The 19,578-nt window shown below is 60.5% G+C and carries 14 protein-coding genes; 4 read left to right on the forward strand and 10 right to left on the reverse strand.

Translation table 11 applies throughout. The annotated features are described in order from the left end of the window. Window positions 1–235: 235 nt before the first annotated feature. Together A7317_RS29360 and A7317_RS29365 are read left to right on the forward strand one after the other, a co-directional pair. Window positions 236–481 (forward strand): hypothetical protein, encoded by a 246-nt coding sequence (locus tag A7317_RS29360; RefSeq protein ID WP_024078177.1) that lies wholly within the window; start codon window positions 236–238, stop codon window positions 479–481. Further along, on the forward strand, window positions 478–759 hold the full coding sequence (locus tag A7317_RS29365) for a helix-turn-helix domain-containing protein (protein ID WP_024078176.1): 282 nt from the start codon (window positions 478–480) through the stop codon (window positions 757–759). Before A7317_RS29360 ends, A7317_RS29365 begins: the two co-directional genes overlap by 4 nt. Here the strand turns inward: A7317_RS29365 and A7317_RS29370 are convergent. Both A7317_RS29370 and A7317_RS29375 read right to left on the reverse strand, forming a co-directional pair. After that, window positions 756–1,586 carry an amino acid ABC transporter permease gene (locus A7317_RS29370; RefSeq protein WP_024078175.1) on the reverse strand — a complete coding sequence of 277 codons (831 nt, stop codon included), beginning with the start codon at window positions 1,584–1,586 and terminating at the stop codon, window positions 756–758. The genes A7317_RS29365 and A7317_RS29370 overlap by 4 nt on opposite strands. Then, window positions 1,583–2,404: an ABC transporter substrate-binding protein gene (locus A7317_RS29375; RefSeq protein WP_069077331.1), complete on the reverse strand. Its 822-nt coding sequence runs from the start codon at window positions 2,402–2,404 to the stop codon at window positions 1,583–1,585. The genes A7317_RS29370 and A7317_RS29375 overlap by 4 nt, the downstream gene beginning before the upstream one ends. Window positions 2,405–2,517: 113 nt before the next feature. On the opposite strand from A7317_RS29375, the gene A7317_RS29380 reads away from it, so the two are divergent. Continuing rightward, a complete protein-coding gene (locus tag A7317_RS29380) occupies window positions 2,518–3,417 on the forward strand; it encodes a homocysteine S-methyltransferase family protein (RefSeq protein WP_069077332.1) in 900 nt (299 codons plus the stop codon). Window positions 3,418–3,421: 4 nt separating this feature from the next. On the opposite strand, the gene A7317_RS29385 is transcribed toward A7317_RS29380, so the two are convergent. The 3 genes from A7317_RS29385 to A7317_RS29395 are packed head-to-tail and all read right to left on the reverse strand — an operon-like array spanning window position 3,422 to window position 5,194. Beyond that, the gene (locus A7317_RS29385) at window positions 3,422–4,102 is read right to left on the reverse strand and encodes a GNAT family N-acetyltransferase (protein ID WP_069077333.1); all 681 of its coding nucleotides are present in this window, start codon (window positions 4,100–4,102) and stop codon (window positions 3,422–3,424) included. A 10-nt stretch (window positions 4,103–4,112) separates the two neighbouring features. After that, on the reverse strand, window positions 4,113–4,559 hold the full coding sequence (locus tag A7317_RS29390; RefSeq protein ID WP_069077334.1) for a GNAT family N-acetyltransferase: 447 nt from the start codon (window positions 4,557–4,559) through the stop codon (window positions 4,113–4,115). Beyond that, the gene (locus tag A7317_RS29395; protein ID WP_069077335.1) at window positions 4,556–5,194 is read right to left on the reverse strand and encodes an FMN-binding negative transcriptional regulator; all 639 of its coding nucleotides are present in this window, start codon (window positions 5,192–5,194) and stop codon (window positions 4,556–4,558) included. The genes A7317_RS29390 and A7317_RS29395 overlap by 4 nt, the downstream gene beginning before the upstream one ends. 102 nt (window positions 5,195–5,296) lie before the next feature. On the opposite strand from A7317_RS29395, the gene A7317_RS29400 reads away from it, so the two are divergent. Beyond that, on the forward strand, window positions 5,297–6,886 hold the full coding sequence (locus A7317_RS29400; RefSeq protein ID WP_069077336.1) for a PLP-dependent aminotransferase family protein: 1,590 nt from the start codon (window positions 5,297–5,299) through the stop codon (window positions 6,884–6,886). Here A7317_RS29400 and A7317_RS29405 read toward each other — a convergent pair. The 5 genes from A7317_RS29405 to A7317_RS29425 form a co-directional block, all read right to left on the reverse strand. Continuing rightward, the gene (locus tag A7317_RS29405) at window positions 6,842–11,434 is read right to left on the reverse strand and encodes a dermonecrotic toxin domain-containing protein (protein ID WP_069077337.1); all 4,593 of its coding nucleotides are present in this window, start codon (window positions 11,432–11,434) and stop codon (window positions 6,842–6,844) included. The two genes, A7317_RS29400 and A7317_RS29405, sit on opposite strands and share 45 nt — an antisense overlap. A gap of 134 nt (window positions 11,435–11,568) precedes the next feature. Further along, entirely contained in the window at window positions 11,569–12,660 is a 1,092-nt protein-coding gene (locus A7317_RS29410; RefSeq protein ID WP_024078167.1) for a polyamine ABC transporter substrate-binding protein, read from the reverse strand. Beyond that, entirely contained in the window at window positions 12,657–13,691 is a 1,035-nt protein-coding gene (locus tag A7317_RS29415; protein WP_024078166.1) for a histone deacetylase family protein, read from the reverse strand. The genes A7317_RS29410 and A7317_RS29415 overlap by 4 nt, the downstream gene beginning before the upstream one ends. A 132-nt stretch (window positions 13,692–13,823) precedes the next feature. Continuing rightward, a complete protein-coding gene (locus tag A7317_RS29420; protein WP_069077338.1) occupies window positions 13,824–14,816 on the reverse strand; it encodes an AraC family transcriptional regulator in 993 nt (330 codons plus the stop codon). A gap of 59 nt (window positions 14,817–14,875) precedes the next feature. Continuing rightward, the gene (locus tag A7317_RS29425; protein ID WP_069077339.1) at window positions 14,876–19,468 is read right to left on the reverse strand and encodes a dermonecrotic toxin domain-containing protein; all 4,593 of its coding nucleotides are present in this window, start codon (window positions 19,466–19,468) and stop codon (window positions 14,876–14,878) included. Window positions 19,469–19,578: the final 110 nt, after the last annotated feature.

Raw genomic sequence — 19,578 nt, forward strand, 5'->3', positions numbered from 1 at the left:
ATCGACCGCTGGTTTGCGGGAGTTGTCTCTAGTTCAGGGCGATTAAAAACGGATCTGTTTTGACCGAACGATGGTGTACGGGACCTTGATAGATATGCATTTTAATGCAGCTAAGGGTCCAACTTTAGCGCTTTGATTGCATTATATTGCGCTTCGTCTGCTGCTACAGTCAGATTTATGCACTATGTTGCGTTTATCAGGCCGGTCAATTACCTCGAGGTGCATTTAGTTGCGTATGGACAATGCCTACAGGCTTACCTTGCAGATATTCGATGCCGGTCATTGGCAGGATGCGATGACGCTAGAGTTTTCCGAGCCTGATAAAGGTTTTGCAAGCCCCTGCCGTTTTGGCTACGAGTCCACCTACCTGGTCGATCACCTGGACGAGATGGATACCCTTTTTGCCAAGGCGGTGAGTGTAAGGGTGCCATTGAACTGGTCACAGGAGACACCCAAGCACGCGCCGGCCTTTCTCCAATGAGTCTCTCGCTCAGTCAGCGTGCACAAGTGATTGAAAGCATCGAGCAGGGCTTGTCTGACGGTTCGCTCGAAATAGGCGACGCCGTACGCCGCCTGCGTACCGAAGTCACAGGCCTGCACCAGAGCCAGTTCGCGCAGATGTGCAAGATATCCGTGCGTACCCTGGTGCATATCGAGCATGGCGAAGGCAATCAAACCTTGAAATCGCTGAACGCCGTGTTCCGCCCCTTTGGTTTGCAGATGGGCGTGGTCAAGGTGCGTCGCAAAAGGGATGACTAGGTCCGTCGTACGTAGCCCTTGCCGTAATGCCGCTCCATGCGCGCCTGGATCAGCTCCAGCCCGAGGGACATCACCCAATAGATGATCGCTGCAGTGGTGAGCATCTCGATGTAGCGATAGCTGGAGCGACCATAGGATTGGGCCAGGAACATCACTTCCCATACCCCCATCACTGAGATCAGGGACGAGTCCTTGAGCATCGAGATAAATTGGTTGGTGGCAGGGGGAATGATCGTGCGCATGGCCTGGGGCAGGGTGACATGCCAGAAGATCGCACTGTCGCGCATGCCCAGGGCCAGGGCTGCTTCCCGTTGGCCATGGGGTACTCCGAGGATGCCGGCGCGGAAAATCTCGCTCAGGTAGGCGCCATAGTTCAGCGACAGCGCGATGATCCCGGCGACGATGGCGCCCGGTACCAGGCCCAGTTGCGGCAGTCCCAGATAGATCAGCAGGATCTGGATCAGCAACGGCGTACCCCGAAAGAAGGAGGCGTAAAAACTCGCAATGCCAAAGGCCACGGCGCTTTTCGACAGACGCCCCAGCGCAGTGATGAAACCCAGTATCGATGATGCCACGATCGAGCACAGGCACAGGAATACCGTCAGCGCCGCGCCTTGCAGAAAACCGTTGGGCGCCAGGTGCACGCCCACCAGGTTGGGCAGCTTGTCGAGGATGATCGAGAACTTCAGGTCAAAGCTCAGGAAGAAACTGGCGAACAGGCAAAACAGCGCGGCCCAGGTCAGGTACAGGCGCGTACGAAAACCCAGGAGTCGCTGGCGTCGCGACTCGGTCACGGGTGGCTTGGGAGGAGTGGGGAACGCGGTCATTGGCTGATGTCGGCGCCAATCCATTTCTTCGACAGCTGGCTCAAGGTGCCGTCCTGCTTCAACTGCGCAAAGACCTCACGCACTTTGGCGTCCCACTGCGGGTCGCCTTTTTCGATGGACACCGAGTTGGGTTCGGCGTACAGCGGTTCGCCGGCAAGCTTGAAGCGTTTGTCCTGGTTCAGGCGTGGTTGGGCGGTGACCAGGTTGGTCAGGATGGCGTCCAGGCGTACGCCGGCGCCCAGGCCCAGGTCCTGGAAGGCCACGTTATCGGTATCGTACGGGGCGATCTGGACGTTCTCGAAGGGGTACTGCAGTTGCGTGTCTTCGGCGCCTTCGATCACCAGGTTTTTGTTCAGGTAGCTTTCGTAACTGGAGGCGCTGGTGAGGCCGACTTTTTTGCCGCTCAAGTCCTTGGCGCCGTGGATGCGCTCATCCTGGGCGTTGACCACGATCACCGCAGGCGAGGCGTAGTACTCCACCGGGAAGTCGAACACTTCGGCGCGGGCCTTGCTCGGGGTCATCGAGCAGATGCAAATGTCATAGCGCCCGCTCCAGCGGCCGGCGGCAATGACGTCCCAGGAAGGGGTTTCCAGGCGCAGTTTCACGCCCAGTTTTTGCGCCACGGCCTTCGCCACATCGACGTCAAAACCATCGAGTTGGTTTTGTTCGTTGAGGAACGAGAAAGGCGGGTAGCTTTCCATCAGCACCCCCACCAGTTCTTTCTTCTGTTCAACCCGGTCCAGAGTCGCACCGCCGAAGGCTTGGGTGGAGGCAGCCAGAATCGTTAGGCCCAAGGCCAGGAGCGGTTTTAGTTTCAAGGGCGACACCTAAATAAAAAAGAGGTTGTGATGAACCGAAGTGTACGTATTAAATAGTTATAAGAACGACTCTCATAGTGAGTTATTTTCATAAGCTTATGAGTAAAAAGCATATGCCCGCAACACGCACAGTAATTCTCGATGGTGGCATGGGCCGCGAACTGCAACGCCGAGGCGCGCCGTTTCGGCAGCCGGAGTGGTCAGCGCTGGCGTTGAGTGAAGCTCCCCAGGCCGTGGAGGCGGTGCATGCGGCTTACATCCAGAGCGGCGCCAATGTGATCACCAGCAACAGCTACGCCGTTGTGCCGTTTCATATCGGCGAAGCCCGGTTTGCCGCCGAGGGCCAGGCCCTGGCGGCGCTGGCAGGTGAGTTGGCGCGGCGCGCGGTGGAGGCTTCCGGCCAGGCCGTACGCGTGGCAGGCTCATTGCCGCCGCTGTTTGGTTCTTATCGGCCAGACCTGTTTGAGGCCGACCGAGTCAACGAGTTGCTGACACCACTGGTGCAGGGCCTGGCCCCCCACGTCGACCTGTGGCTGGCGGAAACCCAGAGTTCGATCGTCGAGGCGCAGGCCATCCATGCCGGCCTGCCGCGGGATGGGAAACCGTTCTGGCTGTCATTTACCTTGAAGGATGAAGACACCGACGAAGTCCCGCGCCTGCGCTCCGGCGAACCGGTGGTAGACGCGGCCGAAGCGGCGGCACAACTGGGGGTGGAGGTCCTGCTGTTCAATTGCAGCCAACCTGAAGTGATTGGCGCGGCGATCGATGCGGCGCGCCAGACCTTCGAACGCTTGGGCGTGGCGATCCAGATCGGCGCCTACGCCAATGCGTTCCCGCCGCAACCCAAGGAGGCCACGGCCAACGACGGCCTCGACCCGCTGCGTGATGATCTCGACCCGCCCGGCTACCTGCACTGGGCCGCCGACTGGCAGGCGCGCGGCGCCAGCCACCTGGGCGGTTGCTGCGGGATCGGGCCGGAGCATATTGCGGTGTTGGCCCAGAAGCTGGCTTAACCGTTTAAAGAGCCTGGCGGCGACACTCCGCCAGGCTTTTCAATTGGCCTGAACCTGCCTGGTTCGCCTGCGACAACCACGCTTCAAACCCCGCCCCAACGGTTGGCCATTCCGAGTCGATGATCGAATACCACGCGGTGTCCCGGTTCTTGCCCTTGACCACCGTATGCTGGCGAAACACCCCTTCAAAACTGAAGCCCAACCGTTCGGCCGCGTATTTGGAGCGGTCGTTGGCGTTGTTGCACTTCCATTCCAGGCGGCGATAGCCCTGGTCAAAGGCGTACTTGGCCAGCAGGTACACCGCCTCGGTGCTTTTTGGCGAGCGTTGCATCGGGGCGCCGAAGGTCACGTGGCCGATTTCGATGCGGCCATGCTCCGGGACGATGGACATCAGGCTGAGGATGCCTTGGACCTGGCCGGTCGCACGGTCGATCACGCTGAAAAAATAGGGGTCGCTGTGCGCAGCATGGTTGTTCAGCCAGTCATTGAAGGCGCTGCGCTCGGGGAAGGGGCCATAGGGCAGATAGTCCCACAGCTTGGGATCGGCGCCGGGACCTTGCAGGGCGTTGAACAGATCGTCGCCATGGCGGGCCGGGTCGAGTTTCTCCAGGCGGATGAAGCGCCCTTCGAGCAGTTGAACGGTGGGCGCCGGGACGCCTTTCCAGTCGGCGAGAGAAGTGGGCATGCTGCGCTCCTTAAAGACCTTTGCGAAATTGGATGAAACCAGGGCGTTCGGCGATGCGCTCGTAGAGCTGGATCGCGGTGGCATTGGTCTCGTGGGTCAGCCAATGCACCTTGCAGCAACCATCGGCCTTGGCGGTGGTGTAGACGAATTCGATCAGCTTGCGGCCGACACCCGTACCCCGTTGGGCCGGGTCCACCAGCAAGTCTTGCAGGTAGCAGGAATTCTCGATGCTCCAGTTGGAGCGGTGGTAGATGAAGTTGACCATGCCCACGGCCTTGCCGTCTTGCCAGGCCATGGCTGAATGGGTTGGCTCCTGGGGATCGATCAGGCGTTGCCAGGTGTTCTGGCTCACGGCGTCCGGCAGTTCGGTGTTGTAGAACTTCAAGTACGCTTGCCACAGCGGCAGCCAGGCGGCGTGGTCGGCGGCGGTAACGGGGCGGATATCGATCTGGCTCATTCTGGCGCTCCTTGAGGCATAAAGCGGGCGAGGGTCTGGTCGCGCACGTCGACACTGGTGGCCAGGCCCGCCTGCACGCCGGCGATATCCGCCGCGCTGCGGTTCTGGCTGAGTTTGCGTTTGCCGACCAGGCGCTCGATCGGCAGGGCGAAGGCAACAATGGCCTTGAGCATGCCGTCAATGTAGTCGGCCGGGGCGTCGCTGACTTTCCATGGCTGGGGGCGGTTGCCTTCATGACGATCGGTCAGCGCGGTGACCACGGCGAGCACACGTTCGGCGTCGGTGAATACCTCGGCCTTGCCATAGGCATGCACCGCGATGTAATTCCAGGTGGGCACCACTTTGCCGTGCTCGGCTTTCGCTGGGTAAAACGCCGGGCTGATGTAGGCGTCTGCGCCGGCAAAGATCACCAGCGCATCGCTGCCATTTTGCAGGTCGTGCCACTGGGGATTGGCTTTGGCCAAGTGCCCGTAGAGTGTGCCGTTGGGGCCTTCGTCGGGGTTGATCAACAGCGGCAGGTGGCTGGCTTGCAGGCCTTGCTCACCAAAGGTCACCAACTGCGCCAGGCGGGTGTGCTGGATCAGTTGCTGCAGTTCGGGCAAATCGTCGAGAACAAAGGCGCGGGGTGTGTACATGGAAATATTCCTTGGCGAATGCCTGCATCCTAGGCAGGCTAATGGTTCGTTGTAAGAGCCATCTAGGGCCAATTTCATAGGTCCAATTCGCGAGAGTCCAGCATGTCATCCAGTGCGCCGCCGTTATCGTTCAACCCAGCCGGCATTGAGCTGGATCGCCGCCAAGGGCTGACTCGCCAGCTGTACGAAGCGTTGCGCCAACGGGTGCTGGACGGTCGTCTGGTCAGTGGCACGCGGTTGCCCGCCAGCCGTGACCTGGCGGCGGCGCTGTCGATTTCTCGCAACAGTGTGGTGCGCGCCTACGATCAGCTCTACGCCGAGGGGTTTATTGAGAGCCGGGTCGGCGACGGCACTTATGTGGCGCAACTGCCCACCTCAAAAAAACTATCCACAAAACTATCCACAGGGTTTTCAACAGGCTTATCCCCAGGGTTATCCACAAATGACCTTCAAAAAGAGGCTTCAGCGGCCGAAAAAGTTATCCACAGTCTGGCCATGGGACGCCTTGAAACCAATCATTTGCCCCTGCCACCTGTGGGGCCACCTCGGGCATTTCGAGTGGGGGTGCCTGCATTCGATCTGTTCCCTTTCGATGTCTGGGCCAAGCTGAATGCGGCTTTCTGGCGCAAGCCGAACTTAGAACACCTGTGTTACGGCCACCCGGCGGGGGATGAACGACTGCGCGGGTTGATCGCTGCCTACTTGCGCACCTCCCGAGGCTTGCAGTGCACGGCTGAGCAAATTGTGATCACCAGTGGCGCGCAGCAGGCAATCAGCCTTTGTGCACAGTTGCTGGTGGCGCCTGGCGATGGGGTCGCGGTTGAAAACCCGGGTTACCGCGCGGCCGGGCATGCCTTTGCGCTTGCCGGGGGGCGTTTGCATGGCGTGGCGGTGGACGGGGAGGGCATTGATTGCACGGCGTTGAGCCGCCTCATCGACTGCCGTCTGGCCTATGTCACTCCGTCCCACCAGTACCCCCTGGGTGTGGTCATGAGCCTGGCCCGACGCCTGGAGTTGCTGGCCTGGGCGGAACGCAGCGGTGGCTGGATCGTCGAGGATGACTATGACGGCGAGTATCGCTACAGCGGCGCGCCCCTGTCGCCGCTGGCGGCGTTGGACCGTAGCGGGCGCGTGCTGTATGTGGGCACCTTCGGCAAAGTCGCGTTTCCGGCATTGCGCTTGGGCTACCTGGTATTGCCGCCAACCTTGGTCGATGCGTTTGCTCGGCGTCGTGCCGTGGATGTGCGGCACTCAGAGGTCAGCACCCAGGCGGTGATGGCCGAGTTCATGGCGGCGGGCCATTTCCAACGCCATATCCGCCGCATGCGCCGCGCCGCCCTCAGCCGGCGTAATGCGCTGCTGAACGGATGGCCGAGCGGACTCGAGGGGGTGAGCGGCCTGCCGAATGTCGCAGCGGGCCTGCACCTTACCGTGCGGGTGGACAGCCTGGCCCGTGAACAACAGTTGGTGGCGCAGGCTCGTGCGGTAGCGGTGGAGGTCAACGGCTTGAGCAGCTATTGGCTGCCCGACTCCAGCACGCCACCGGACCTGCGGGCCGGGCTGGTGCTGGGGTTTGCCGCAGTGCCGCAGGCGGATATCGCACAGGCCCTGGCGCGTCTCTACAAGGCCTGGCATTGCCAGCCGCCGTCAGGGCGCGGGCACCGACGGAGCGGGCTGTTTGAAGAACAGTAAACGGGCCAGGTGAGGGCCTATTTCGCTGCGGTACACGGCGATGCTCTCGTGGTCGTCGGTTCTGGTCGGTGTCTGGTACTTGCCACCCAATCGTCGCTGCGCCTTGGTCTTGAGGTGTGCGGCGGTGTAAGCCTCTTCGGGACCTACCAGCTCTTTATAGTGAAAGTGGGCATACCACAGCGCATTCGAGCTTTGCGTGTCGAGAATCTCGTACTCCTTCAAATAGCCTTTGTTGCGCCCGGAGAGCTTGCTGCGTGAGCCGGGCAACGGTTTGATAACGATCTCTTTTTCGCGGTACAGCAGTTCGACATGGGCGGCTGTGGGTGGGCGCTGCTTGAGCATGTTGAGCTTGAGCCGGCGTCCCTCGTCATAGAGGCGCTTGACCGCCGTATCGAGATTACGATTGATCAGGGCTGCCGACGGAGCCCCGCTTTCAGTCAGGTTGCTGGCGGTCAATGCCTCCTCGATATCACGGCCGGCCTGTTCCAACTGTTTGATCTGGCGGTGGAAACGCTCTTCGATTTCCACGGGCAACCGTCGTGTGTCACTGGCCAGGCCCTTGGTGCGCTCGATGAAGGGCTCCATCTCGTCGAGCAACGTCTGGCCGCTGGCAATGGCGGCGCTCACGGTGCGTGGCATGGCGTGTGTCGATGGCGCGCTCGGGCGCTCGTGCTCCACCCACACCCCCGGTTCCTTTTCATGAAACAAGGCAATCACTTTGCCGGTCAGCGGTTGCTTCACCTCCACCAGGGGAGTGGATTCGCCACTTAATGGCGCGCGCTCTTCTCCTACCACCACGCCCTGGAAGCGGGTCTTGATCACCTTTTTCTGCGGCCTCGGCACGGGCCTGGACGGGCCCGCCACGTGCGACTCCCAGGCTTTTCGCTGGCGCAGCAATGCCGTCAAGCGTTTGACCGCGCGCTGGGAGAACTCCTCGGTGAGCGCTCGCAGGTCTCCAAGGGCAGGCCGATGCACATCATCGGGAAAGTCAGCCGGTAAGTCGGCCAGGCTTTGGTCCAGGCTGGTGAACTGTTCCACCAGGCTATCGAGGGCTTCGATCTGGTCATCCAGCGGAACCGGGGTATCTGGTTGCAAGGTTTCGCAGAGGCTCTGTACCGCCAGTTCGGTTTTTTCGACGATCTGGTTGACGACCGCACGGGCGGTCGCTGAGCCGGCCGGGGCGTTCTCCTTAATACATAGGAAACGCGACAAGGTGATCCTGAAGGCCTTGAGATTCTCCAGTTCTATCTTGGGTAATAGCTTTTCATTGTGTTGAGCCCGCATCACACCCTTCTCGCCCAGGGCGCGGGCCTCGTTGAAACGCGAGTGCAGGTCACTGAAGCGATTGATCAAGTCCTGGGCCTGCAGGTCGATGGCGCGGCAGTCTTCCAGCGCTGCTTGTGTATCTGACGGCTCGGGATCGTCCAGGAATTGAGAGGCCGTGTTCAAGCTCTCCTGAAAACGCTCCAGCTGTTCGGCCGTGGCGCTTCGCGCCAGTATCATCTGCTCGTCCAGGTATTCGAGCATGGCCTCCTGGTAATTGGGCACGCTATCGAGCAGGTTCAACGATTTCAGCTGGGCGATCGGCACGTCCAACTCACTCAGGCGTGTGGAAACCTGTGTGAGGAAGGCGGTGCTGGCGGCTTCACGATCGGCCGGAGTTGCCGCGTCGATGGCTCTCTGGGACTCAATGATTTGCTCGCGCCGCTGCATGGTCCGGGAGTCGAAAGCCTCCAGTTGTTCGCGTAACTCGTGGATTTTCGGCGGCCTCAGGCGCTCGCCTTTCTTGCGTCGGCTACGCAGCCCGCCGCCCCGCAGCCGCAGCCGGGTGTCGACAAACCACTGCCCCAGGCGGTTGTTGATCAAGGATGGCCCCTCCCGTCGCGGGTCCTTGGGGTCGATAATCATCACCGCGTCATTTTCGTCGATGGTCACCTCAAACCAACGCTCCCCTACAGGGGCATACCATGCTTGGCCCTTGGCATACAGGTGCAGGTGGGGCCCAGGCGTGACGGTTTGGGCCGCCAACCCTTCGGGTTTGGGCAGGCTGAAGCTGTCCAGCAGCTTGGCCAGGCTGAGGCGGCCACGGGTCAATGCACCGCTGCTGCGCAGTATCGGTTCATGGGTTGGGGTCAGGTCGGCGGTGCTGACGGTGGGTTTTTGAATGAACACAGGTTTGCGCCGTAGCGGCGGCTCGGGTGCCAGGGCGGGCTTTTCAAGTGTGCGTGTCGGCGCGTGCTGGAGGCTGATATGCAGGGCCAGGACCAGGCCCAGGGTCAGGAACGCATCCACCAGCGCCGAGGTGCTGGCCGGGCGGTCGCCGCTCGCCTCGGCATCGATGATGTGCTGGATATCGTCCATGATTTGCCAGATCCAGGCCGCGGCACCCACGGTTCGGCCCAGGAATGGCAACGCATTATTGAGAATCAGCCAGCCCGCGTGCTTCAGGCTCTCCCAGCGAGCTTCGGCATTGGAGACTGACTGGCGGTCGGCCAAGGTCACCAGGGCACGGGCGTTAGCGTTGTAAAGTTCAGTGAAGGGATCTGTGCTCAGGGCCTGGGTACTGAATTCGATGGGACCACTCATCACCAATGAACTCACCGGCTCGCTGAGCAGCGTGGGGAGTATCCAGGGCGAAGGCACGCTACCGGGGAAGACGAACTGGGCGTAGTCCGAACGTACGGCTTCGGGAAGCCACGCGAGTACTGATTGGCGCAATGGTGTGTCTTGCTTGATCGCGTAAAGCAGGTTGGCCAATGAGGGGAATTGCATCAAAGGCGCGTCGGAAAGCGGTCGATACAAGAGGCATGGGCCGTTTTTCGGCTCCTGCGGCCCGATGATAAACATGTTGTCGACGGTGTCCGCACCGCCTAGCACACGCCACTTTGGGCGTAGCGCCAAGGGGCGAATGACCACTTCATCGCCATCCACCCGGCGTTCCTGCGCATGGGTGGCCATCGCCGCGCGCACATAGCGATAACCCTGTTCATCAATGTTGAACTGGTCGCGGATTTTGTACTGCAAGGCCAGCAAGGGCAGTTGCAGGCGTAGCTGCCCGCGGTACAACTGTTGACGCTTCAAGGCTTGTTCGGTGTTGGTCAATAACTGCGTGTTGACCTGCGCCGGGTAGCTTTGGCCGATATTCGCCTGGGTGACCAGTTGTTCCACATAGGTGGGCGTCAGCCAGGCGGGTGTCGGGCGCCCACTTTTGTAGCTCACGGTTTTGTTTCCCAGCGGGAGCGCGATCAGGTTTTGCAAGGCCAATTCAACCAGGCTGAATGTCTCGGTTTGCGTCCTGCCAGGTATCGTGACCGTGCCCCAGATCACTTGGCTGGTGACCGTTATTACAATGTGCTCAGGGTCCAGGCCGGTGGCCTCGGGGTGATCCCGGGTGAGCAATGCCTTCAGGGCCTGGCGCGTAAAATCGGTGATAGTCGGCAGGCCGTCCATGAAGGTTTTCCCCTCGTCCCGGGCGTTCTGATTGGCGAGGTCGATCATGTAGCGCCCGTAAGCCGATTGATCGGCCTGCGAGGCTTGCAGCAACCATTGCGGTAAGGCGCGTCGGATATGGCCCATATGCGACTGATCGAGCCGCAGGAGTTGGGCAGCTTCTGTGCTGCCTTCTTTCAGGGACAGCAGGTCCTGGGGTTCAGCGGTTAAAAAACCGAGCGAGCCAATGGCCTCGACTTGCAGGCCAATCAAACTGCAGGCCTGGTGTTCGAAAAAATCACCGTCTGGCTCCAGCAGCCGCCAGTTCAGGGTTTCACCGGATGAGTTGCCAATGCATGCCTGCAGTGATTCGCCGAGCGCCTGGGTGTCGACGAATTTTCTGTACCCGTCGATGATCGAGTAGCTGAGGATGATGGACCGGTCGCCGTGGCTGGCGATCAGTACGGCAACTGCCGTGACGTTAATATGCTGGTTGGCTGCACCATCCTGCATATCGATGTCCACCAGGTAGGCCCGCGTTCCATATTTGTCGCGGGGCTGGCGCTCGACGTAATCGGGGTAATGAAACACCGTGCGGGCAATGGCGCAGTCGTCGGCGTCCCAGCCGTCGACTTCCTGCACATTCCAGGCATTACGCAATGCCTGGGCCAAGGCTCGCCAGCGCGGGCCCCTGCCGTCGCTTTGGTTCCAGAATTCCATCTGCTGTTCCTGGTAGGCGACAAACATCAGCGGCGCCAGCTCGTTGATCAGCCGGGCAATCGCGTCGATTCTGACGGGCAGGTGCGCTTGCGGTTTACCCGTCGAGCGATAGGCCAGATAGTGTTCACGGTCCAGATAGGTCACCGGCTCGCCGGAAAAGGCACTGCGCGCCAGTGCGCTCGTGAGGGTTTCGGTGTGCGGCTTGCCCGGGAGGATTGTGTCATCCACCGGATACCATTGGGGTTGATACACCGTGGCCAGGTCCGGGTTGATTTCCAGTTCCGGGTACATCTCGTCCAAGGCCTGGCGCAGGGTGGCCGAGGCCACTTCACGCACGGAAGGGCCGGAGCTCAGTTGGGTCAGTATTTCGCTGTTTTCGGGTGAAACAACATCGTTCATGTGGGCAGTCCTGATCAGGCGGAAAACATCCGTGTGTCAGAACTTATCGAGGAGCGGTTCGCCCAGGGTGGTAACTAACTGTCGAGTACCTTCAACGACTTACCACCCCTTTGCATTGCCCTCCGATGCCTGCGTTATGTCCCGGACTTGATCTTGGTCCAGGCCCGCGTGCGGGCGCGTTCGGCGTCACGCCCCAGCGGCTTGAGCGTATAGAGCGTGGCCATCGCCGCCTCAGTCGGGTACAGGTTGGGGTTGTTGCGAATCGAGGGGTCGACCTGTTCGGTGGCGTCCTTGTTGGGGTTGGGGTAGCCGACAAAATCGCTGATCGGCGCGATCACCTGCGGTTGCAACAGGTAGTTGATAAAGGTGTAGGCGTCTTGCGGGTTCTTCGCCCCTTTGGGAATGGCGAGCATGTCGAACCAGATCGGTGCCCCTTCCTTGGGCAGGCGCATGTCAACGGTCACGCCGTTCTTGGCTTCCTTGGCGCGGTTGGCAGCCTGGGAGAAGCTGCCGGAATAACCGACGGCCACGCAGATGTCTCCATTGGCGATATCCGCCATGTATTTGGAGGAGTGGAAGTAGGTGATGTAGGGACGGATCTTCAGCAGCAGCGCTTCGGCTTTGTCATAGTCCTTGGGGTTGCGGCTGTTGGGATCCAGGCCCAGGTGCTGCAGGGCCAGCGGCAGGATCTCGGACGGCGAGTCGAGCAGTGCGACGCCGCATTGTTTGAGCTTGCTGATGTTCTCTTCCTTGAAGATCAGGTCCCAGCTGTCCACCGGCGCATCGGCGCCCAGCGCGGCCTTGACCTTGTCCGGGTTGAAGCCGATCAGGATGGTGCCGTACATATAGGGCACGGCGAATTTATTGCCGGGGTCATTGGCCTCGATCAGCTTCATCAGCTTGGGATCGAGGTGGTTCCAGTTCGGCAGTTGGCTGCGGTCCAGTGGCTGGAACACCCCGGCTTCGATCTGCTTGGCCAGGAACACATTGGACGGCACCACCACGTCATACCCGGAGTTGCCGGTGAGCAGCTTGGCTTCCAGGGCTTCGTTGGTGTCGAAGATGTCGTACACCAGCTTGAGGTTGGGGTTCTGTGCCTTGAAGTCTTCCAGTGCCTTGGGCGTGATGTAGTCGAACCAGTTGTAGACTCGCAGGGTTTTTTCTTCAGCGTGGACCATGCCGCTGATAACGGCGGCGCACAGCACGAGTGACTTGAGCATCTTCATTGGGCAGCCCCCTCAAAACCTTCGAGAACGTTGACGGCATTGATGCCGATTTCTTCGACGGCGTAGCCGCCTTCCATCACGAACAGCGTCGGCTTGCCCAAGTGCGCAATGCGCGCGCCCATCGCCAGGTAGTCCGGGCTGTCGAGTTTGAATTGCGAGATGGGGTCGTGCTTGAACGTGTCCACCCCCAGCGAAACGACAACGATGTCGGCGCCATAGCGCTCAATTTCTGTGCAAGCCTCTTCAAGGGCAGCGCTCCAGCGTTCCCAGCCTGAACCGGCCGGCAAGGGGTAGTTGAAGTTGAAGCCAGTGCCTGCGCCTTCGCCCAGTTCATCGGCATAGCCGAGGAAAAACGGAAACTCCGCTTCGGGGTGGCCGTGGATCGAGGTGAACAGCACATCGCTGCGTTCATAGAAAATCGACTGGGTGCCGTTGCCGTGGTGGTAATCCACATCGAGGATCGCGACGCGCTTGCAGCCTTGATCGAGGAAGGCTTGGGCGGCAATGGCGGCATTGTTGAGGTAGCAGTAGCCGCCCATCAAGTCGCTGGCGGCATGGTGCCCCGGCGGGCGGCACAGGGCGAAGGCACTGTGGGCGCCTTGTTGGATGGCAGCCTGGGCCGTGAGGGCGACTTGCGCCGCGCTGTAGGCGGCTTGCCAGGTGCCGGCGGTAATCGGCGCGCCGCCGTCGAAGCTGTAGTAGCCGAGCTGGCCGTGCAGGCTGGCGGGCAATACCCGGCGCAGGGTGCGGGCGGGCCAGGTGTAGGGCAACAGGTCGCCGTCCTGGCCGAATTCGGTCCAGCGTTGCCAGGCCCCCTGGAAGAAGTCGAGGTAGGCGTGGCTGTGGACCCGTTGCAGCGGCGCCAGGCCGAAGTCCCGCGGCCCGTGGACCGGGCCCAGTTCGCGGTCTTTGACCCGTTGCAGCACGTGGTCGGCACGCGAAGGCATCTCGAAGCAGGGCATCAGTTGCCCGTCCATCAGTTCACAACGGCCGTGGTGCAGGTGGTGATCGTCCGAGTAGATCGTCAGCATTTGTTGTTCTCCGCAGGCTGTGTCGGTGCATGCAGTCTTGCGGCGGAGGCGGTTTATGAGAACGGCAGGAGCGGCCAAAAGGGGATAAATACGGCCAAATTATCTGTCCGCAATTCGCCCCTCCGTGGGGCGTCATGCGCGAAATTGGCTCGGCGCCACGCCGCTCCAGCGCACAAATGCGTGCCGGAAGCTGGCCGTCTCGCTGAAGCCCAGCGCCTCGGCAATCCGGTAGATCGGCCATTGGTCTTGCGCCAACAGTTGCTTGGCACGCTCGAAGCGCAACTCGTCGAGCAGGTCCTGGTAGCTGCAACCCAGGTCATGCAAGTGCCGGCGCAAGGTTCGCGCTGAACAGTTCATTTGCGTGGCCAAGCCCTCCACGCCGGGCGCGGCGTGGAGCTGAGTGGTGAGCAGTTGGCGAATCCTGCCCAGCCAAGCCTGGCGCCCGGTGAACTCCAGGTTGTGTTTGCGGCAGCGTTCGGCCATGGCCTGGTGGGTAATCGCGTCAGCCAGGGGCAGCGGCTGTTCGAGCCAGTGCCTGTCGAATGCGAAAGCATTGGCGGTGGCCTGGAATTGCAGCGGGCAGGGGAAACGTTCCGCATAGCGCGCGCGGTAGTCCGGGGCGTCATGTTCGAAGCGTGCGGCGAGCAGCGGCAGGGGCTGGCCGAGCAGGTCGTCGCAGATCACTTTCAGCGACGCCAGGCACAGTTCGACGTTGAACGTCTCCAGCGTCGGGTTTTCCCGGTAGCCACTGGCAGTGAACCAGATGCGCTCGCCCTCTTCTTCAAGGCTCAGCTCGAACAGTGTTCCCAACAGCGCTGGATAACGCAGCGCCAGGCGCAAAGCGTCACCGAAGGTGGCACTGGTGAGCAGCGCGTAACCCAGCATGCCGTAGGCCGACACATGCATCTGGCGGCCCAGCTCCAGGCCGACATCGCGACGCAGGGCCACGGCGTTGGCGCACACGCGCATTTCCTGATTGGTGGTGATGCGCGTGTCGGCACGGCTCAAGTCCGCCGCACAGATGCCGCTGCCCGCAAGCAACGCCTCGCTGTCCTGGCCTTCGGCCTTGAAGGTGTTGAGCACCAGCGACACCGCGTTGAGGGTGGTGAGATGAGCGTGCAGCATCGACGGCTCCAACGTGGCAGGTGCGGTGAAAGAGCAAGTTGTGTGCCGTCGCCCGTGCATCAGGTCAAGTTGAAAAACAGTGTTTGAGCCTGGCTCTCGTTGATCTCGCTGCGGTGGAAGGCCACGCGTTGTGCGCTGCTCAGGCGCCTGATGGTGTCGGCTGTAGCGCCAAGGCTTTGCTCCTGGGGTGTCTTGAGGCGCGCACTGAGAAACGACCTGAGGGTGGTCCAGTCGGCCGAATAGTGGAAATGCGCATACCAGAGCACCTTATGGGTGCTGCGATCGGTGATGGAGTACTCGTCCAGGTAGTCCGGAGTGGCGGATTTTATGCGGCGTCGGTTGATTGTTTTTTTGATACTGATGGCGTTGCGATCCTTGAGCCATTGCACGCCGGAAGGCGTGGGCGGGTGCTGCTTGGTCATTCTCAGCACGTTTTCTATGGATTGCTGATACAGCGTGGCGGTAGCCTCGGCGAGGGATTTCTTGACGCTGCTGGCCAGGGTGACGTCGCCCTGGGCAAGGTTTTTCTGGGTCAGTGCTTGCTCGATGTCGCGGCTGGCCTGCTCCAGGCGATGGGCGTGTTGATGGTAGAGGTACTCGATGCCGATGGGCGTGCGTTGGGCTTGATTGGCCAGCTCGGTGATTCGCTGTTTGAAGGCTGTCAACCCAGTGAGCAGGGTGTTGCCCGTGGTCACACTGGCTTGCAGGTCGATGGGCAGGTTGACCGTTTTTACGGCCTTGGCCCGCTGGACCCAAAAGCCGTCTGATTTTTCGTGAAACGTGGCCACCACGGTATTGGACAGGGGTGAACGGACATCCACCAGCCCGGTTTCCTGGCCCGTTGCAGACAACTGCGGTTCGCCGACCACCATGCCGTGGTAGCGAGTTCTGATGAACTTTTTCTGTGGGAGTGGGGGCGTGGACGGCGGACGGGGGGTGGATCGCAGGGTGCTGCGGCTGGCGGCCAGCAGCGCCAGCTGAGTCGTGGTCTGTTTGGTGTACCCGCTGAGTTGGTCGCGCAAGCGAGTCAATGCTTGCGCCTGGGAAATGTCGGGGAATTCAGTGGGAAAGTCTCGCAGGCGTTCGTCCAGCAGCGTGAACTGTTCGATCAGGCTGCTCAGTGTTTCGATCTGCTCGTCGATCCGCCTGTCACTGCGCTCGCGCAATGTATCGCGCAGGGCCTGGATGGCGATGTCGCAGGCGTCGACAATCTGGTCGATGGCCAGCCACGCCTGGGGTTCGCTCAGTATGGTGTCTTCACGCAGGCAGAGATTGCGGGCAAGGGACACCTGTAACGCCTTGAGGTCATCGCTGCGGTAACTGGGCAGCAGGCTTTTGGTGCTTTGTATCAAGCGTAACCCTTCGCTTGAAAGATCGCGCAGTTGGGTGAATCGTGATTCGAAGTAATCCATGCATTGAATCATTCTCCCCAACATTTCAGTCATTTCGTTGGACTGGGGGATATCCCGCTCTTGCGGGGCTTTGGCCTGGCGCTCGATCTGCTCCAGCGTTGTCTTGAGCTTGGGGGCGAAGGTTTTCAGTATTTCAGTGAGGCCCGCCTGGCTCAAACTCAACTGAGCTTTGATGTACCCGATGGCGCGAAACTGGAAGTCTGGTGTCGGTGCAAAAACATTCAAGGTCTTGAGGTCTTGCAGGGCTGTTTCATAGTTCGCGCATTGACTGTCCAGCAGTCCGAGGTAGGCGTTGCGCTTGGCCTGGGCTGTGGCTGCGGGAGCGTCGAGCATGGCTTGCAGTGCACGTTGCAGCTCCTCTTGCGCAGCTTGTTTGCGTTGCTCGAAAGTCGTGAGTTGGTTGCGCATCTGGTTCACTTGACGCTCGGCCAGTGCCCGGGCTTTTCTTTCCTGGCTCTTGGAGCCGCCTCCGCGCAGACGCAAGCGGGTGTCGATGAACCACTCCCCCTTGAGGTTGCCGATCACAAAGGGGCCAGAGCGAGTGGGTTGCTGGGGATCGATGATCTGCACCTCGTCATTTTCGTCGACCGTGACTTCAAACCAGCGTTGGCCCACCGGTGCGTACCACTTACTGCGCAACGGGTAGAGGTATCGTTGAGGGCCCCTACGTGATGAGGCCGGGTTTTGCACCGCTGGTTTTTCGACTTTGAAACTGTCCAGCAGCTTGCCCAGGTCGGTGGTAGTACGGTTGATCGCGCCGAGGGTATGCAGCACGTGGGGATGATCGCTGGGCAGGGCAGGCGAACTGATGTCGGTCAGTTGTTTGATCACCGTGGGTTTTGCGGTGGCCGTTTGTTGCGTTTGCTCTACCGGTTCTTCGACTGCCAAAGCGCTGCCTGACGGGGCGTTGCGGCTGGCAATATGCAGGGTCAACGCCATGCCCAGGTTGAGGAACAGGCCTGTCAGGGCCGACCATTCGGCCGCTTTGTCTTGCTTTTTATCCGCGTCGACGGCCTCTTGCAGTTGGTCGAGGATCTGCCAGATCCAGGCCGCGGCGTTTACGGTTCGCCCCAAAAAAGGCAGTACGGCAGTGAACGCCAGCCAGCTGGCCTGCTTGAACGATGCCCAGCGGGCTTCTGCATTTGAAACCGATTGACGGTCTGCCAATGTAACCAGCGCATTGGCGTTGGCTTTGTACAATTGGCCGGCCAGGTGGTCGTTGAGCGTCTGGTGGCCCAGGCCCATGGGCCCGTTCATCAGCAGCAGCTTCGCAGGGTCTACGAGAAGCTCGACGGCGGCCCAGGGCGACGGCAGTTCGCCGGGAAAGGCGTAGCGGGCATAGTCGCTGCGCACACCGTCGGGCAGCCAGGCCAATACTGAGTCGCGCAACGCTTGGGATTGGCGGATCGCATACAGCAGGTTGGCCGGTGACGGGTATTGCATCAACTGCGGCTCCAGCATCGGACGGTACAACAGGCAAGGGCCGGTGTCCGGGTCCTGCGGGCCAATCACATACATATTGGCGACCGTGTCTTGCGTGGCGTTGTCACGGTGTTTCGGAATGAAAGCCAGGGGGCGCAGGACAATGGTCTGACCGTCGACCTGACGGTTTGACACCTCTTTATTCAATACGGCGACGATGTAGCGATACCCCAACTCGTCAATCCCATTTTCCTGACGGATCTTGAACTGCAATGCCAGGAGCGGCAGTTGGATACGCAAATGGTTGCTGTACAGGTATTGCCTGCGCGCGGACTCCAGCGGGTTGTCGAGCAGTTTCTGTTTGACCAGGGCGGGGTACTGTTGACCGATGTCCACCTTGCGAATCAGGGCCTCGACGTACGCTACGGTCATCCAGGCCGGTAAGGCATTGCTGTCGCTATCCAAGTGAATGCTTTTGTTACCGACCGGCAGGCTGATCAGGCTTTGCAGGGCAAGTTCGGCAAGGCTGAAGGTTGTGACGTCGACCTTGCCTGGAAGGGTAAAACTGCCCCAGACCACGGGGCTTTGCACCCGGATCTCGACTCTATCCAGGCGCAGGTTCGCGGCATCGCTGTGTTCCTTGAGCATTTCTGCGCGCAGCTTGGTCAGTGCGTATTCCTGAATGGGAGGGATGTCGTCTTGAAAAGACTTGCCAGCATTCAGGCTGTGCAGGGCGGCGAGGTCTTTCAGGTGGCGCGCATAGAGATCCAAGTCGCTGGTGGAGGCGACTTTCAGCCAATCGGGTAGCAGGTGACGTAAGCGTGCCAGGTCGGGGTGTTTATCACCGGCCAGTTCTTCAGCGGCGGCCGGGACGTTGAGTGAGGACTCGGTGGGGTCGACGCGACGCAGTTGCCCAAGGTCGAGCTGCCCGATGAACGCGATCTGCTGGGCAATCAACGCGCAGGCCTGGTGGTCAAAAAAGTGGCCATCGGGCTCGAACAGTCGCCACTGTATGTTCGTGGGGGCTGGGGAGGGCAAGTGACTGGGTAAGCTGCGTCCCAGTTGCTCCAGCGAGGTGAACTTTTCGTAGCCGTTGAGCAGTGAGTACATGAGGATCATCGGCTTCCCTGCGTGGCTGCCGATCAGCACGGCCATTGACAGCATGGCCAGGTGTTTGACGGTTTCGCCGTCCACCCTGTCGACATCTATCAGGTAGGCCCGGCTGGCATAGGGGTCCTTGGCTTGACGGAGCTTGTGCTCCGGCGACATGAACAGATTGCGGGCCATCGCGCATTCCTGCGCGTTCCAGTCTTCGACGGCAGTGACATTCCAGATTGATCGCAATGTGTTGGACAGCACCTGCCAGTGTGGGCCGGAGGTTCCATTGGTTGAGTTCCAGAAGTCCACTTGAAGTTCTTGATACGCCGTCTTCATCACGGGCGCGAGCACGTTGATCAACTGCGCTATTTGAGCGATACGCACGGGGAGATGGCGGGGGGAATGCGTGTTTTTTGGCTGAATGAGGTAATGCTGGCCCTCAGTGAACAACGTCGGAATGCCCGAGACCGCCTGGTTGGCGAGAATATCGGTGAGATGCTGTTGCGTCGGAGCGCCGACGACGATCTCGTCGTCAACGAGCTCGGCTACCGGTGTGACGACCGTGGCAACATCGGGATCGATATGCAGGTCCGGGTAAAGCTCTTGCAGTGATCGGCGCAACAGCACGCCGGCGGCTTCCCTGAAGGCGGGGCCTACGCAGAGCTGAGTGATCAGCGAATCAGTGGGGCTGTGAGGAGCGGTAGAAGGTAGTTGGCTCATGGGGTCCTGCCTTGCCGTTTCATGAATGCTGCCGAAAGAACAGCTTCGGCATGCTAGAAAGGCGCAAGGCAGGCATGAGGCTAACTATGTAGTGGGCCGGTGTTTTTACT

The sequence above is a fragment of the Pseudomonas fluorescens genome (genome assembly GCF_001708445.1).
Classification (GTDB): domain Bacteria; phylum Pseudomonadota; class Gammaproteobacteria; order Pseudomonadales; family Pseudomonadaceae; genus Aquipseudomonas; species Aquipseudomonas gorinensis.